1 protein-coding gene (only partly in view) is annotated in these 18849 nt (G+C 69.3%); it reads left to right on the top strand.

What is annotated here, in order from left to right:
• A protein-coding gene (locus tag ACLIVD_RS18990; RefSeq protein ID WP_491930424.1) for a non-ribosomal peptide synthase/polyketide synthase crosses the window boundary here: on the top strand, positions 1-18849 show its 3' portion. It extends 10692 nt beyond the left edge of the window; only the last 18849 of its 29541 coding nucleotides appear in the window; its start codon lies beyond the left edge, outside the window; it ends in the stop codon at positions 18847-18849.

The following is an 18849-nucleotide window of genomic DNA, read 5'->3' as shown; positions in this document are numbered from 1 at the left end:
ATCGACGTCGCGAAATTCGATCTCCACTTCACCCTCGTCGAGCGGTTCGACGCCGACGGCGATCCCGACGGGATCACCGCGCTACTGACCTACGCCTCGGACCTGTTCGACGAGGACACGGCTGCCTTCATCGCCGCCCGATTCAGCGCGATCCTCGATGCCGTCACCACGGATGCGGGCACGCGTGTCGGCGACATCGAACTGCTCGACGCCGACGAGAACGCCGCACTGACGCTCTGGAACTCGACCGACCACGACGTTCCCGTCGCCACCCTGCCGGATCTGTTCGAGACACAGGCGACGCGGACGCCGGGTGCGACGGCGGTGGTGTTCGAGGGCGCTGCGCTGACGTATGCGGAGTTCGATGCTCGGGTGAACCGGTTGGCGCGGTATCTCGTGTCGTGCGGTGTGGGGCCGGAGTCGCGGGTGGTGCTGGCGATGCGGCGCTCGCTGGACCTCGTGGTGGGAATGTACGCCGTCGTCAAGGCGGGTGGTGCCTACGTGCCCGTCGACCCCGATCACCCCGCCGACCGCATCGGGTACGTGCTGCAGTCCGCCGCGCCGGTCCGCGTCCTGACCACGACCGCGGACCAGCCCGCACTTCCGTCCGGCGTCGACGTGGTCACCATCGACGCGCTGGACCTGTCGGAATTCGGGTCGCATCCGATCACCGACGCCGATCGGACGCATCCCCTGCGCGCGGACAACACCGCCTACGTGATCTACACGTCGGGGTCGACGGGTAAGCCGAAGGGTGTGGCGGTGCCGCACGCGGGCATCGTGAACCAGTTGGTGTGGATGCAGTCGGAGTACCCGCTGACCGAGCGGGATGTGTTGTTGCAGAAGACGGCGACGACGTTCGACGTGTCGGTGTGGGGGTACTTCTGGCCGTTGCAGGTCGGCGCCACCATGGTGCTGGCCACTCCGGACGGCCATCGCGATCCGGCGTATCTTGCGCGCGCGATCGACGAGTACGGGGTGACGGTGACCGATTTCGTGCCGTCGATGCTGGATGTGTTCGTTGCGTCGGTACCCGCCGGCTCGTGTTCGAGTCTGCGGCACGTGTTCGTGATCGGCGAGGCGCTTCCCCCGGAAACCGCGACTCGGTTCCGTACCCTGTCGTCTGCGGGGTTGCACAATTTGTACGGGCCGACGGAGGCCGCGGTGTCGGTGACGTACTGGGAGACGTCGGACGCCGACGAGGTGACGGTGCCGATCGGTGTGCCGGAGTGGAACACCCAGGCGTACGTGCTGGATTCCCGGTTGCATCCGGTTCCGGTGGGGGTGCCGGGGGAGCTCTATCTCGGTGGCATCCAGTTGGCGCGGGGGTATTTGGGCCGGGTGGATTTGACGTCGGACCGGTTTGTGGCGAATCCGTTCGGCGATGTCGGGGCGCGGATGTACCGGACGGGTGATCTGGTGCGGCGCCAGAGGGGCGGGGTGCTCGAGTACATCGGGCGTACCGATTTCCAGGTGAAGTTCCGTGGTCAGCGGATCGAGTTGGGTGAGATCGAGGCGGTGTTGCGGTCGCATCCGGATGTGACGGGTGCTGCTGTTGTCGTCTACTCGGATGCCTCGACGGGTGATCATCTGGTGGCGTATGTGATTCCCGCGTCCGGTCGCACTGTCGACGCCGCGGACCTGCGCCGGCACGCAGCGGGTGCGCTTCCGGCGTACATGCTGCCGTCGGCGACGGTGTTGCTCGACGAGTTCCCGCTGAACACGAGCGGGAAACTGGACCGCAAGGCCCTCCCCGCACCTGAATTCGTCTCGAACACAACCGAATACGTGGCACCCCGCAACGAGGTGGAGCAGAAGCTCGCGGACGTGTTCTCCGACGTGCTCGACGCCGGCCGGATCGGTGTGCACGACAGTTTCTTCGACCTCGGCGGCAACTCGCTGTCCGTCACCCGGGTGACCGCGCGCATCACCGAGGCGACCGGAACCCGGTTGTCGGTTCGCGACGTGTTCGATGCGCCCACCGTGGCCGCACTGGCGTTGCGTATCCACTCCATCACCACTGAGGTGCGCCCGGCCCTGACCGCAGTGACCCGGCCCGCACGCATCCCGCTGTCGCTCGCGCAGCAGCGCATGTGGTTCCTCAACCAGTTCGACCCGTCGTCCCCGGCCTACAACCTGCCGTTCGCGGTGCGGCTGTCCGGCGCGATCGACACCGCAGCGTTGGCGGCGGCGTTCGACGACGTCGTCGAACGTCACGAGTCGCTGCGCACGGTGTTCCCGGACGGTGAGGGTGGCCCCGAACAGATCGTGCTGCCCGCCTCCGACGTCTCCGTGACACTGCAGCCGGTCGACGTCACCGAAACCGACCTCCCCGGCCGAATGGTGGCGTTCGCGTCCCGCGGATTCGACGTCACCGCGGAGACACCGGTACGAGCCACGCTGTTCCGCACGGCGCCCACCGAGCACGTCCTGGCGATCTCGTTGCACCACATCGCGGCCGACGGCTGGTCGTTCGGACCCCTCGGCCGCGACGTCATGGTTGCCTACGCGGCCCGTGCGCAGGGGCACGCCCCCCAGTGGGCGCCGCTCGAGGTCCAGTACGCCGATTTCAGCGTGTGGCAGCGGGAGGTGCTCGGCAGCGAGGACGACGCCGAATCCGTCATGACCACCCAACTCGGATACTGGACGCGAACACTCGACGGCGCGCCCGACGAACTGCGCCTGCCCTTCGACCGGCCGCGTCCGGCTCAGCCGACGTTCGCCGGGCGATCGGTGGGCTTCAGCATCGATCCCGAAACCCACCGCGGCATTCAGCGTCTGGCCCGGGAACACGGGGCCACCACATTCATGGTGGCCCACGCCGCGTTCGCGCTGCTCCTGGGCCGTCTGTCGGCCACCGACGATGTCGCGATCGGCACCCCGATCGCCGGACGCGGCGAACGCACTCTCGACGACCTGGTCGGCATGTTCGTCAACACCCTCGTCCTGCGCACAGCGGTGCGCAGCGGAAACAGCTTCGCCGAGTTGCTGCACACGGTGCGCGACACCGACCTCGCAGCGTTCGCCCACGCCGACGTTCCGTTCGAGCGGCTGGTCGACGTGCTCGCCCCGGCGCGCACCCCGGCGCATCACCCGATCTACCAGGTTGCGCTGTCGATGAACCCGGGACAGGCGGACGCGTACGAACTGCCGGGATTGCGGATCGGCGTCGAGGACGTGGACCCGGGGGTCGCCAAGATCGATCTGCAGTTGACGTTGGGGGAGAATCTCGACGACACCGGTGGGCCGTCCGGGATCCGTGCCGAATTCACCTACGCCACCGACCTGTTCGACGAGTCCACCGTCCGCGACTTCGCGTGGCGGCTGCAGGGGATTCTCGAGGCCGTGATCTCCGACCCGGGCACCGCCGTCGGTGATCTCGACCTGCTCGACGACACCGAACGGGCAGCTCTCGTCCCGGCAGCGGGCAGGCCCGGATTCGCGCCCGTCACCGTGCCGGATCTGCTGGCCGGCGCGGTGCGCAGCAACCCGGACGGTGACGCGCTCGTCGCCCCGACAGTGCTCGGTGCGTCCGCGGGCACCACCAGCACGCTCACGTACCGGGAGTTGGACGCAGAATCGAACCGCCTGGCGCGACTGCTCGCCGACATGCAGGTCGGTCCCGAGGTTTTCGTCGCGCTGGCCTTGCCGCGGTCGGTCGAGTCCGTGTCCAGTGTGTGGGCGGTGGCGAAGTCGGGGGCGGCGTTCGTTCCGGTGGATCCGAGTTATCCGGCTGACCGGATCGCGTTCATGCTGGAGGATTGTGGTGCGCCGATCGGTGTGACGACGGCGGCGTTGCGGGATGGTCTGCCGGTGGGTACGCACTGGATCGTCCTCGACGACGACGCAGTGGTCGAGGGTCTGGCCTCGTACTCCTCGGAGCCCCTGGATGATTCGGACCGCACGGGTGTGTTGTCGGTGGATCATCCGGCGTATGTGATTTATACGTCGGGGTCGACGGGTCGGCCGAAGGGTGTGGCGGTCACGCATCGGGGTGTGGTGAATCTGGCGGCGGATGAGCGGGATCGGCTCGGCGTGTCCGTGGGGTCGCGGGTGTTGCATTTTGCGTCGCCGAGTTTCGATGCGTCGGTGTTCGAGTTGGTGATGGCGGTGTGTGCGGGGGCGACGCTGGTGGTGGCGCCGACCAGTATTTTCGGTGGTTCGGAGTTGGCGGAGTTCCTTGCCGAACATGGGGTGTCGCATGCGTTCTGTACGCCGGCGGCGTTGGCGTCGCTCGATCACCGTGGTCTGGACCATCTGAAAACGGTGGTGGTGGCCGGTGATGTGTGTCCACCGGAGTTGGTGTCGCGGTGGGCGCCGGGCCGGATCATTGTCAATGCGTACGGTCCGAGTGAGACGACGATCATGTCGTCGGCTACCGGCCCGTTGGTGCCTGGGCGGCCGGTGAGTATCGGGTCGCCGACGGTGGGTGTGGATCTGGTGGTGCTGGATCGGTGGTTGCGTCCGGTTCCGGTCGGGGTGCGCGGCGAACTCTACGTCCTCGGGTCTAGTTTGGCGCGCGGGTATGTGCATCGGGCGGGGTTGACGGCGGGGCGGTTCGTGGCGTGTCCGTTCGGTGCGGGTGGGCGGATGTATCGCACGGGTGATGTGGTCCGGTGGGTGGCCGCTCCGGACGGGCCTCCGGTTCTGGAGTTTTTGGGGCGTAGTGATTTTCAGGTGAAGATCCGGGGGTTCCGGATCGAGTTGGGTGAGATCGACGCGGTGTTGGCGGCGCATCCGGTGGTGGAGTTCGCCCACACGGTCGGCCATGACGACGGGAGTGGCAGCAGTCGGCTGGTGTCGTATGTGCTTTCGGCGCCGGGTGTGGAGGTCGAAACCCGTGCTCTCGCGGAGTTCGTGGGGGAGCGGTTGCCGGGGTATATGGTGCCGTCGGCGATCATGGTGTTGGATTCGTTGCCGCTGACCCCGGCGGGGAAACTGGACCGCAACGCCCTCCCCACACCCGTATTCGCGCGCCGCAATGAGTTCACGGCGCCGCAGACCCCGGCCGAGCAGGCGATCGCCGCCGTCTTCGCCGACGTGGTGGGCGAGGCGTCGATCGGGCTGGACGACAACTTCTTTGACCTCGGCGGCAACTCGCTGTCCGCCACCCAGGTCGTCTCCCGGGTCGGTGCGGCGCTGGGAACACGCATCTCCGTCCGCACCCTGTTCGACAACCCCACCGTCCGCGAACTCGCGATCGCCGCGCTGTCCGAGACGACGATCGAGCGGCCGGCCCTCGTCGCCGGTGAGCGGCCCGCGACGATCCCGCTGTCGCCGGCACAGCAACGCATGTGGTTCCTCAACCAGTTCGACACCTCCTCGGCCGCGTACAACATCCCGCTCGCGCTGCGCATGTCCGGCAGGATCGATGTCGCGACCCTGCGTGCGGCGCTCGGCGACGTCCTCGAGCGGCACGAGGCGCTGCGCACCGTCTACCCGGCGACCGAGACCGGGGCGCATCAGGTGATCGTCCCGGTGGAGTCGATCTCCCTCGATCTGACGCCGTCACGCCTGTCCGGTGAAGACCTCAGCGGTGCGATCCTGCGGCACGCGTCCGCCGGGTTCGACGTCACCACCGACATCCCGCTGCGGGTTCACCTGTTCCGCGAGAGCCGCTCGGAGCACATCCTGCTGTTCGTCGTCCACCACATCTCGGCGGACGGCTGGTCGTTCATCCCCCTCGCCTCCGATGTCATGACGTCCTACGCGGCCCGGACCGCCGGTGACGCCCCGGCCTGGAACGCCTTGCCGGTGCAGTACGCGGACTACGCCGTGTGGCAGCGTCAACTGCTGGGCGACGAGCACGATCCGCAGTCGCTGGCCGCCGGCCAGATCGCCTACTGGAAGCGAACACTCGCGGGTCTGCCGGATCAGGTGGAACTACCCACCGACCGCCCCCGACCGCCCGCTCCGTCGAACCTCGGCGGCACGGTACGACTGGCCCTGGGCGGCGACAGCCACCTGCGACTGCTGGACGTGGCGCGCACCCACCACGCCAGCCTGTTCATGGTCGTCCACACCGCGCTCGCGGCGCTCCTGTCGCGGATCGGGGCCGGCCCGGACGTCGCCATCGGAACATCCGTCGCGGGTCGCGGGGAGCAGTCCCTCGACGGACTCGTCGGCATGTTCGTCAACACCCTGGTGCTGCGCACCGACGTGCAACCGGAATCGACGGGCGCCGAACTGCTCGAGCAGGTCCGGCGCGTCGACCTCGAGGCGTTCTCCCACGTCGACGTGCCGTTCGAGCAGCTGGTCGACGCGATCAACCCGACCCGTTCCACCGCGTTCCACCCGCTGTTCCAGGTGGCGCTCGCACTGCAGAACCTGCAGACCCCGACACTCGAACTGCCGGGACTGGAGGTGTCCGCACTCGAGATCGAATCGCCGATCGCCAAGTTCGATCTCAACTTCGTGCTCGGCGAACGCCACGACGAGGAAGGGAACCCGACCGGTCTCGATCTCGAACTCGGCTACGCCAAGGACCTCTTCGACGAGGACACCGCACTGCGGATCGGCGAGTCCTTCCTCCGGGTCCTCACCGGACTGACCCGCGATCCCCGAACCACGGTCGGCGACCTCGACCTGCTCGGCGACGAAGCCCGGCTGGGTCTGCTCGCCCTGTCACACGGCGCGACCCGGGACACGGCGCAGCGCACCCTCGTCGGTCTCCTCGACGACCAGGCACGGACCACACCGGACGCCCCCGCGGTGCTCTGGCGCGACACGGCACTGACCTACGCCGAGTTCGATGCTCGGGCGAACCGCCTCGCGCGCAGGCTCATCGGCGACGGCGTGGGACCCGACGTCGTCGTGGCGGTGGATATCCCGCGGTCGCTCGACCTGCTCGTCGCCGTCCACGCCGTGGTGAGGGCAGGCGGCACCTACACCCCACTCGAGCCCGGTCAACCGGCGCAGCGCAACAGCGACATCGTCGAACAGTCCGGCGCGTCCGCGGTGCTCACGAGCAGCGCGTTGCTCACACAAACCGGGACGACACGGTACGGGGTGCGGGCGATCGTCCCCGCAGACCCGGACCCGGCAGAGTTCGGTGGGGAGCCGATCCGCGACGACGAACGCGTCGCACCGCTGCGCCCGGACAACACGGCGTACGTCCTCTTCACGTCCGGTTCCACGGGACGACCCAAGGGGGTCGCCGTCTCCCATGCGGCGATCGCGGCGCAACTCGAGTGGCTGCGTGCGCAGTACGCGCTGAGCACCGCCGACACCATGCTGTTCAAGACCCCGGTGACGTTCGACGTGTCGGTGTGGGAGTGCTTCGCGCCGCTCGTCTCCGGCGCGCGGCTCGTCGTCGCCGAACCCGACGGGCACCGCGACCCCGAATACCTCTCGGGCGTCCTCCGCGCACACGGCGTCACCGTCGTGCACTTCGTGCCGGCGATGCTGGCGGCCGTGACGTCCGGCCCCGGGCTCGACGACCTGCCGGCGCTGCGGCACGTGCTGGTCGGTGGCGAAGCAGTGTCGCCGGAGACGATCGACGACTTCCGGGCGTCCCATCCCGCGGAAATCGACAACACGTACGGACCCACCGAGGCGGCGGTGACCACCACCTTCTTCGCGGCGCGGTCCGACAACTCCGACACCGTCCCGATCGGTCTGCCCGTCTGGAACACCAGCACCCTCGTCCTCGACGGCCGCCTGCGTCCGGTTCCGGTCGGTGTCGCGGGAGAGCTGTACCTCGGTGGAGTCCAGCTCGCCCGCGGATACCTGGGCCGCCCCGACCTCACCGCCGAACGGTTCGTCGCCGACCCCTTCTCCACGTCGGGCGCGCGCCTGTACCGCACCGGCGACCTCGTCCGCTGGAACGCGGACGGCCGGCTCGAGTACCTCGGGCGCACCGACTTCCAGGTGAAGGTCCGCGGATTCCGTATCGAACTCGGCGAAATCGTGTCGGCACTGCTTCGGCACGAAGACGTGGACCAGGCGATCGTCGTCCCGCATTCGGACCCGCACACCGGCGATCACCTCGTCGGGTACGTGGTGCCGCGGCGCGGAAGCACACTGGACCGGGACGCCGTCCTCGCCGAGGCGGCGGGCAGCCTGCCCTCCTACATGATTCCGTCGCTGCTGATCACGCTGGCGGAACTACCGCTGACACCGAACGGGAAGGTCGACCAGAACGCGTTGCCCGCGCCGGTGTTCACCGTGAAGGCGGAGTACACGGCGCCACGCACCGAGTCGGAACGCATCGTCGCCGGAATCTTCGCCGAACTCCTCGGCGTCCCCCGGGTCGGTGTCGACGACAACTTCTTCGAACTCGGCGGCAACTCCCTGTCCGCCACCAAGCTCAGCACCCGCATCGGGGTCGCGACGGAGACACGCGTCGCCATCCGCGACGTGTTCGACGCCCCCACCGTCGCGGCCCTGGCCCGGCGACTCGACGGGCACGGTCCGACCACGCCGATCGCACCCCTGACGGCGGCGGTCCGCCCCGACCGGATCCCCCTCTCACTCGCGCAGCAGCGGATGTGGTTTCTCAACCAGTTCGAAACGTCCTCGCCCGCATACAACCTCCCCGCCGCGGTCCGGCTCACCGGACCGCTGGACACGGCGGCGCTGGCCGCGGCGATCGACGATCTGATCACCCGGCACGAATCGCTGCGGACCGTCTTCCCCGATTCCCGGGGCGGACCGCACCAGGTGATCCTCGAACCCGGAGAGTTCACCCCCGACGCCGCACCGGTCCGCGTGGACGAGGCCGGGCTACGCGCGGATCTCGAGCAGTTCCTGCTGACCGGCTTCGACGTCTCCCAAGCCGTGCCACTGCGGGTGAAGGTGTACTCGCTCGGCGACACCGAGCACGTGCTCGCTCTCGTCGTCCATCACATCTCCGCCGACGGCGTGTCCATGGAACCGCTGATCCGGGACGTGATGATCGCCTACTCGAGCCGCGCGGCAGGCCGTGCGCCCACCTGGGCACCGCTGCCGGTGCAGTACGCCGACTACGCGCTGTGGCAGCGGGAGGTGCTCGGCGCCGAATCCGACCCGGGCAGCCTCGCCGCCGCCCAGCTCGAGTATTGGACCCGGACACTCGCCGGTGTCCCGGACCAGCTGTACCTGCCGGGCGACCGGGGCAGGCCGGCCGTTCCGTCGCATCGGGGTGCGGCAACGCGTTTCACCCTGGACGCCGACACACACCGGGCCCTGGCCGAGCTGGCACGCGCGAACGGCGCCAGCATCTTCATGGTCGCCCACGCCGCGCTCAGCGTCCTGCTGGGCCGGCTCAGCACCAGCTCCGACATCACCGTCGGCACGGCGATCGCCGGTCGCGGCCGGGTGGAACTCGACGACATCATCGGCATGTTCGTCAACACCCTCGTGTTGCGCACGACGCTGGACCCGGGGGCGTCGTTCGTGTCGCTGCTCGAACAGGCCCGGGATGTCGACCTCGAGGCGTTCGCCCACGCGGACCTGCCGTTCGAGCGGCTGGTGGAGGTACTCAGCCCGGTCCGCTCCACCTCGCACCACCCGCTGTTCCAGGTGGCGCTCGGCGTGCAGGCGGTCTCCGCCGACCGACTCGAACTGGACGGGCTGTCGGTGGAGCCGCTCACCCTCGACGCGAGCATCGCGAAGTTCGACCTGCACTTCACGCTCACCGAGCGCCTCGGCGACGCGTCCGAGGCCGCCGGCATCGACGCCGAACTGGTCTACGCGACAGACATTTTCGACGAGAGCACCGCCGCCGAGTACGCGACCCGGCTGCGGCGGATCTTCGAGGCGGTCGTCGCCGACCCGCAGCGGCCGATCGGTGACATTCCGGTCCTCGGCGACGAGGAATACGCGGCGCTCACCCCGGTGCGCGGCGCCGACCCGCGACCGGTGCAGATGCTGCCCGAGATCCTCGCCGACGCCGTCGCCGCGGCACCGGACGGACCCGCCGTCGTCTTCGACGAAGAGAGCCTCACGTACCGGGACCTCGACGAACGGTCGAATCAGCTTGCCCGGTTGCTCGTGGACAGGGGAGTGGGACCCGAAACCCGGGTCGCGCTGGCGCTGCCGCGGTCCGTCGAATCCGTGGTGGCCGTGTGGGCGGTGGCCAAGACCGGTGCCGCGTTCGTGCCCGTCGACCCCGGCTATCCCGCGGACCGCATTCTGCACATGGTGCAGGACTCCGGGGCGATGGTCGGGATCACCGTGTCCGCGAAACAGGATCTGCTCCCGGACTCGATCCGGTGGATGCTCCTCGACGACCCGGCGGTCGAGGTGCGCTGCACCCACGAATCCCGGTTGCCGCTCACCAACCGCGACCGCATGCGCCCGATCCTGTCCGACCAGGTGGCGTACGTCATCTACACGTCGGGGTCCACCGGCCGGCCCAAGGGAGTCGCGGTCACGCATCGCGGTTTGATGAATCTGGTGACCGACGAGCGTGAGCTCCTCGGGGTCACCTCCCGTTCGCGGACACTGCATTTCGCGTCCCCGAGTTTCGACGCCTCGGTGTTCGAGATGCTGATGGCACTCGGCGCGGGAGCCACGATGGTCATCGCCCCGCCCACGATCTACGGCGGATCGGAACTCGCGGAACTGCTCGCCGCGGAACACGTCACCCATGCGTTCTCCACTCCGGCGGCGCTGGCGTCGGTGGACCATCACGGGCTCGACGACCTCGCCGTGGTCGTGGTCGCCGGTGACGTGTGCCCACCGGAACTGGTCGCCCGCTGGGCGCCCGGGCGTCGCATGGTCAACGCGTACGGCCCCAGCGAGGCGACGATCATGTCGTCCATCACCGAACCCCTCCGCGCCGGCGAACCGGTCACCATCGGCGGCCCGAGCCGCGGAGTGCGGGCACTCGTGCTGGACGGCCGGCTGCGCCCCGTGCCGGTGGGTGTGCCGGGCGAACTGTACGTCGGAGGCCCGAGCCTCGCCCGCGGCTACCTCGGACGGCCGGGACTGACCGCCGAACGCTTCGTCGCCGACCCGTACGGCGAGCCCGGCGACCTGATGTACCGCACCGGCGACCTCGTCCGGTGGCGGGAGAACCGCGTCCTCGATTTCGTCGGCCGCACCGACCACCAGGTGAAGATCCGCGGATTCCGGATCGAACTCGGCGAGATCGATGCCGCGCTCACCGCACACCCGCAGATCGAGTACGCCACCACGATCGGGTACGAGCACCCGAACGGGGAGACCTCCCTCGTCGCGTACGTGCTGCCGTTCACCGGTGAAGACGTGGACCGGGTCGAGGTCGCGAACTTCGTCGGACGCACCCTGCCCGCCTACATGGTTCCCGCCTCCGTCACCCTCCTCGACGCCCTGCCGCTCACCCCGGCGGGCAAGCTCGACCGGGCCGCGCTGCCCGAGCCGATCTTCGCCGCCGCGGCCACGACATTCGAGGCACCGCGGAACCCGATGGAGGTGATCGTCGCCGGTATCTTCGCGGACATCCTCGCATTGCCGGAGATCGGCATCCACGACAGCTTCTTCGACCTCGGCGGCAACTCGCTGCTCGCCACCCAGGTGGTGTCGCGGATCAACGCGGCACTCGACGTCCACGTCGGGGTCCGTGAAGTGTTCGAGTCGCCGACCGTGGCCGCGCTCGCGGCACGTATCACCGAGACCACCGCCCACAGTGTGCGGCGCCCCGCGCTGACGGCGAAGCCCCGGCCCGAACACATTCCGCTGTCGCTCGCCCAGCAGCGGATGTGGTTCATCAACCAGTTCGACACCGCATCGCCCGCCTACAACCTGCCGGTCGCGCTCCGGCTGTCGGGCGAGGTGGACCTGCGTGCCATGCAGATCGCGATCGCCGATCTCGTCGGGCGGCACGAGGCGCTGCGCACCGTCTATCCCGACTCCGCCGACGGTCCGCACCAGGTGATCGTGCCCGCCGGGGACGCGGTGCCCGACCTGACACCGGTGACGGCGCACCCCGACGACGTCCTCGAGCGGGTGCTCGCACTCGTCACGACGGGCTTCGACGTGACCGCGGACGTGCCCCTGCGGGCCCGGATGTACCGCGTCGGCGCCGACGACTACGTGCTCGTGATGGTCGCCCACCACATCTCGGGTGACGGCTGGTCGCTCGCCCCGCTGGCCCGCGACGTCATGCTCGCCTACACCGCCCGCGCCGAGGGACACGTTCCCCGCTGGACGCCGCTGCCGGTGCAGTACGCCGACTACAGCCTGTGGCAGCGGGAACTCCTCGGCGACGAGGCCGATCCCGAATCTGTCGCCGCCGCTCAGATCGCCTACTGGACCCGCACACTGGAGGGTCTGCCGGACCGGCTGTCCCTGCCGACCGACCGTCCCCGTCCCGCGGTCGCGTCGCACCGGGGCGCGCACGTGCCGTTCACCATCGGCGCCGGCACCCACCGCGCCCTGCTGGCGCTCGCCCGCGGCCGGAACACGTCCCTGTTCATGGTGATGCACACCGCGCTCGCGGTGCTTCTCGCGCGACTGAGCAACGAGTCCGACATCGCCGTCGGCGCACCCATCGCCGGCCGCGGTGAGGAATCCCTCGACGAACTCGTCGGGATGTTCGTGAACACCCTGGTGCTGCGCACCCCCGTGGACCTCGCGAGTTCGTTCGCCGACAGCCTCGCCGACGCGCGGTCTGTCGATCTGAATGCGTTCGCGCACTCCGACATTCCGTTCGAGCGCCTCGTCGACGTGCTGAACCCGGCCCGGTCCCGCGCGCACCACCCGCTGTTCCAGGTCGCGTTCTCGTTCCAGAACCTCGCCACCACCACGCTCGAGCTTCCCGGACTGCACGTCGAGGGACTCGACGTACCGAACACGATCTCCAACTTCGATCTGCACCTGACACTGTCGGAGAAGCACGACGCCGACGGATCCCCGGACGTGATCGAGGCCCAGTTCACCTACGCCACCGACCTCTTCGACGAATCCACCGTGCGGGCGTTCGCGGAACGCTTCACCCGCGTCCTCGAGTCGGTCGTACAGGATCCGGACGTGGCCGTCGGGGCCATCGACCTCCTCGACGGCCCCGAACGGCAGTCGGTCCTCGCCGACTTCAACGACAGCGGCGTCGATCTGCCGCCGACGACGCTCGCCGAACTGTTCTCCGCCCAGGTGTCGCGCACCCCCGACAAGGCCGCGGTGTTCTTCGAGGGCACCGAACTGACGTACGCAGAGTTCGACCGCCGTGTCGACGCCCTCGCCCACCGGCTGATCGCTCGCGGGGTGGGACCGGAATCCGTGGTGGGACTGGCGATGAACCGGTCGATCGAACTGCTGGTCGGGATGTACGCGGTGCTGCGAGCCGGCGGCGCGTACCTGCCGATCGATCTCACCCATCCGGCCGACCGACTCGCCTACGTGCTCGCGACCGCACGCCCGGCGTGCATCCTCACCACGTCCTCGGACGGGTTCGCCTCCGTGAACGTCCCGGTCATCGAGATCGACAGCATCGACCTCGCCGGCTCGCCCCGCGAACCGGTGACCGATGCGCATCGCCTCGCCCCGCTGCGGCCGGAGAACACGGCGTACCTGATCTTCACGTCCGGGTCCACCGGCCGCCCCAAGGGGGTCGCCGTGACTCACGCCGCCATCGCGAACCAACTCCGCTGGAAGCAGCATGAATACCCGCTCGACACCACCGACGCCGTCGTGCAGAAGACACCCGTCACGTTCGACCTGTCGGTGTGGGAACTGTTCTGGCCGCTGACCACGGGCGCCCGACTGGTCATCGCCCGCCCGGACGGTCACCGCGACCCGGCCTACTTGGCGGACCTGATGCGTCAGCAGTGCGTCACGACAGCACATTTCGTGCCGTCCCTGTTGGAGGCCTTCCTGGCGGATGCCGGGGAGCAGCCGGCCCTGCGGCGGGTGCTGTGCATCGGCGAGGCGCTGCCCGTCGACACCGCCGCCCGCTTCCGCCGCCGGTTCGGGACCGTCGCGCTGCACAACCTGTACGGGCCCACCGAGGCCGCCGTGTCCGTGACCGCCTGGACACACACCGCCGGCGACATCGACACCGTTCCCATCGGCGGACCCGAGTGGAACACGCAGGTGTTCGTGCTGGATGCCCGGCTGAACCCGGTCCCCGTCGGGGTGGCGGGTGAGCTGTACCTGGCCGGTGAGCAACTGGCCCGCGGCTACGTCGCTCGCGCGGATCTGACGGCCGAACGCTTCGTGGCCAACCCCTTCGGCGCATCCGGTTCGCGGCTCTACCGCACCGGCGACGTGGTCCGCTGGCGCGTCCGGGACAGCAGGGGTGTCCTCGAGTACCTCGAGCGCTCCGACTTCCAGGTGAAGGTTCGCGGGTTCCGCATCGAACTCGGCGAGATCGAGTCCGCCCTGGTGTCGAGCGCGGCGGTGGGGCAGGCCGTCGTCGTCGCCCACCAGCACCCGCACACCGGGACCGCCCTGATCGCGTACGTCGTCCCCGAGGACGGCGCCGCCGTCGACTCCGCCGCGGTTCTCGCCGCTGTCGGCGCGGCGGTGCCGAGCTACATGGTGCCCGCCGCCCTCGTCGTGCTCGCGCAACTACCCCTGACCTCGAACGGCAAACTCGACCGCAAGGCCCTTCCTGCGCCCGACTTCGCCTCGGCGACAGACGAGTATCGCGCTCCCGCGACGCCCACGGAGGAAGCGGTTGCCGCCGTGTTCGCCGACGTGCTCGGCGTCGACCAGGTCGGTGCCGCCGCGAACTTCTTCGACCTCGGTGGCAACTCCCTCGTCGCCACCCGGGTGGTCGCCCGGCTGTCCGAGCGGCTCGGGCGCCGCGTGGAGATTCGAACCCTGTTCGAGGCGCCCACCGTCGCCGCCCTGGCGGCACTACTGGATTCGATCGAGGCGACCGCACCCGCCCGCCCGGCGCTGACACCGGCGGTGCGCCCCGAACGGATTCCGCTGTCGTCGGCGCAACGCCGGATGTGGTTCCTCAACAGGTTCGACCCGAACTCCGCGGTGCACAACATTCCCGCGGCGGTTCGCCTGTCGGGCGCGCTGGACGTCGACGCACTGCAGCATGCGGTCGCCGACGTCGTCCGCAGGCACGAGTCGCTGCGGACGGTGTACCCGGACTCCGCGGACGGCCCGCACCAGGTGATCCTGCCCGTCGACCGGGTAGGGGGCGAGCTGTCCGTCGTCGCGACGGACGAGGCTGCGCTGCCCGCTCAGATCGCCGGCCTGGTGACCACCGGATTCGACGTCACCACGGAGGTTCCGGTGCGGGTGCGGATCTTCCGCATCTCTCCGACGGAACACGTTCTCGCCCTGGTGGTCCATCACATCTCCGGCGACGGCTGGTCGATGGCACCGATGGTGCGGGACGTGATGACGGCGTACGCGGCGCGGTCGGCGGACACCACGCCCGACTGGGCGCCGTTGCCGGTGCAGTACGCCGACTACGCGCTGTGGCAGCGGGCGCTTCTCGGCGACGAGGCCGATCCCGAATCGGTGTCGGCACGGCAACTCGCGTTCTGGACGCAGACCCTCGCGGGCGCACCGGATCAGCTGGACCTGCCCACCGACCGCCCGCGTCCCGCGGTCGCGTCGTACCGGGGCGGCACCGTCGACTTCGCCGTGCCGGCCGACCTGCACGGCACGCTCCTGGGTACGGCGCGGGACGCGAACGCGTCCCTGTTCATGCTCGTGCACTCGGCGCTCGCGGTGCTGCTGAGCCGACTCTCCGGCACCGGGGACATCGCCATCGGCACCCCCGTCGCGGGCCGAGGCGAACGCGAACTCGACGACCTGATCGGGATGTTCGTCAACACGCTGGTCCTGCGCCAGCAGGTCGACGGAGGCCGGACCTTCGCCGAACTGGTCGCCGACGTGCGCGAGACCGATCTCGCCGCCTTCTCCCACGCGGACGTCCCGTTCGAGCGCCTCGTGGAGGTCGTCAATCCGTCGCGGTCCACCGGGCGGCATCCCCTGTTCCAGGTGATGCTCACGTTCCAGAACCTCGACCAGGCGACACTTCAACTGGGTGACCTGTCGATGAGCGGCGTCGACTTCGACGTCGACATCGCCAAGTTCGACCTGCAGCTCACCCTGATGGAGCAGTTCGACTCGGCGGGAAGTCCGGACGGGATCGCGGCCCGCCTCACGTACGCCTCCGACCTGTTCGACGAGCCGTCCATGCACGTGTTCGGACAGCGGTTCCTGCAGATTCTGCGGGCGGCCGCCGACAGTCCGGACACCGCGGTCGGCGACATCGATGTCCTCGGCAGCGGCGAACGGAAGCAGATCGCCGGCACCAACGCGACATCGCACGAGGTGCCCGCCGGGACCCTGGCGTCGCTGTTCGACACGAGGGTCGCGGCGGACCCCGACCGGATCGCGGTGATCTTCGACCGGGACGAGTTGACGTACGCCGACTTCGACGCCCGCGTGAACAGGCTGGCGCGCGGACTGATCGAGCAGGGCGTCGGCCCCGAGTCGGTGGTGGCGGTCGCGATGCGCCGGTCGATCGATCTGCTCGTCGCGATCTACGCCGTCGTGAAGGCCGGTGGCGCCTACCTGCCGGTGGATCCGGACCATCCGGCCGAGCGCACCGCGTATGTACTCGACACCGCACGGCCGGCATGTGTCCTGGTCAGCGGTGCCGGACTCCCCGGCGGCGGATCGGTCCCCGTCATCGACGTCGCGTCCGAGGATTTCTCCGGCTTCGACGACTCGCCCGTCACCGATGCGGACCGGCTGTGGCCGCTGTCCCCGGCGAACACGGCGTACGTGATCTTCACGTCCGGGTCGACGGGCCGGCCGAAGGGCGTCGCGGTCACCCACGGTGCGATCGTGAACCGCCTGCTGTGGATGCAGCACGAATACACCCTGACCAGTGCGGACGTCGTTCTGCAGAAGACTCCGGTGACGTTCGACGTATCGGTGTGGGAGCTGTTCTGGCCGCTGCAGGTGGGAGCCTCCCTGGTGATCGCCGCGCCGGACGGACACCGCGATCCGCGGTATCTGACAGGGCTGATGCAGGAACGTCACGTGACGACCACCCATTTCGTGCCGTCGATGTTGTCGGTGTTCACTGCTGAATCTGCTGTGGCGGTGTGTGATTCGTTGCGGTTGGTGTTCTGTTCGGGGGAGGCGTTGACGCCGGAGCAGGTGTCGCGGTTCCGGGCGGTCAGTGGTGCCGATCTGCACAACTTGTACGGGCCGACGGAGGCCGCAGTCGACGTCACGTACTGGGAGACCGGTGCGGCGGACACGGTGACGGTGCCGATCGGGCGTCCGGTGTGGAACACGCAGGTGCATGTGCTCGATGCCCGGTTGCATCCGGTGCCGAACGGGGTGGCGGGGGAGTTGTATCTGGCGGGGGATCAGCTGGCGCGGGGATATCTGAACCGGGCGGATCTGTCGGCGGATCGGTTCGTGGCGAATCCGCATGCGGCGGGTGGGCGGATGTACCGCACGGGTGATCTGGTGCGTCGCCGCACCGACGGTGCGCTGGAGTATCTGGGTCGGACGGATTTCCAGGTGAAGTTGCGCGGTCAGCGGATCGAGTTGGGGGAGATCGAAACCGCGCTCGAGACCCATCCGGACGTGTCGCAGGCGGTCGTGGTGGTGCACCGCGACGACCGCGGCGAGGAAGCGCTGGTGGCGTACTTGGTGGGCCGGCGCGCGGCCGATTGGTCCGACGTGCGTGCATACCTGTCGGCCCGCGTCCCGTCGTACATGATCCCGGCGCGCGTCGTGCACCTCGACACCTTGCCGCTGTCGGTGAACGGCAAACTCGACCGCCCGGCCCTGCCCGCACCGGCCGCCCGGTCGGCGGCCGACGAGTACCAGGCGCCGCGGACGGCGGCCGAGCGCGCCGTCGCGACGGTGTTCGCCGACGTGCTCGGCATCGACCGCGTGGGAGTGACGGACAGCTTCTTCGACCTCGGGGGCAACTCGCTGATCGCCACCCGGGTCGCATCCGCGCTCGGGTCCGAGCTGGGAATCGACTTCCCGCTGCAATGGATGTTCAGCGACCCCACCCCGCAGTCGCTGGGACAACGCATCCAGAAGTGGGCGAACGACGGGGTGGACGGTGCCGGTGCGTCACTCGACGTGCTGCTCCCGATCCGCACGAGAGGGACGGCGGAGCCGCTGTTCTGTGTGCATCCGTTCATCGGGGTCGCCTGGAGCTACGCGGGGCTCGGCCGCGAGCTGACCCAGGACCGGCCGATCTACGGGCTGCAGTCGCCCGCGCTGACCGAGGACGAGCCGCACCTGGAGACGATCACCGACTTCGCGGCCCGCTACGTCCGGGAGATCCGTTCGGTCCAGCCGCACGGCCCGTACCACCTGGTGGGGTGGTCGCTGGGCGGGGTCATCGCTCACGAGATGGCCGTGCAGTTGCAGGACGCCGGTGAAGAGGTGCGTCTGCTGGGGCTCCTCGACAGCTATGTCGGGATCGACCGCAGCGTGGAGAATTCCGCGACCACCGCGGATCTTCTCGGCGGTGTCGGCCTGGACCTCCCGGACGACAGCGTGCTCGACGAACTCGCGCCGGACGGACAGTTCGACGCCGAGCGGGCGGCGGCACTGCTGCGGGTCGTCGGAGGGCCGCTGGCGGCGCTGACCGCTTCGGAACTCGAACGGATCTACGGCAATGCGCTGCGAGCCCCCGCACTGATCGACGCACACCGGCCGAGGGTGTTCGACGGCGATCTGGTGTTCTTCACCGCCGCCCTGGACGACGGTTTCCACGTGGACCCGGTGACCTGCTGGGGCCAGTTCGTGCGCGGGAGCATCGACGAGCATCCGGTGGACGCGACGCACTGGACGATGACGACGCCGGCTGCTCTCGCCGCGATCGCACCGCACCTCGAGCGTTCGCATCGTCGGCCGCGGCACGCCGCGCCCGACACCGGCAGGGACAGCGATCCCGACGACAGCGCGAACCGGCCGCACTCGGTGCGCTGA

It is taken from the genome of Rhodococcus sp. G6(2025), from assembly GCF_058628105.1.
The sequence above is the reverse complement of the archived record's forward strand: the minus strand, read 5'-3'. Positions and strand labels throughout refer to the sequence as shown.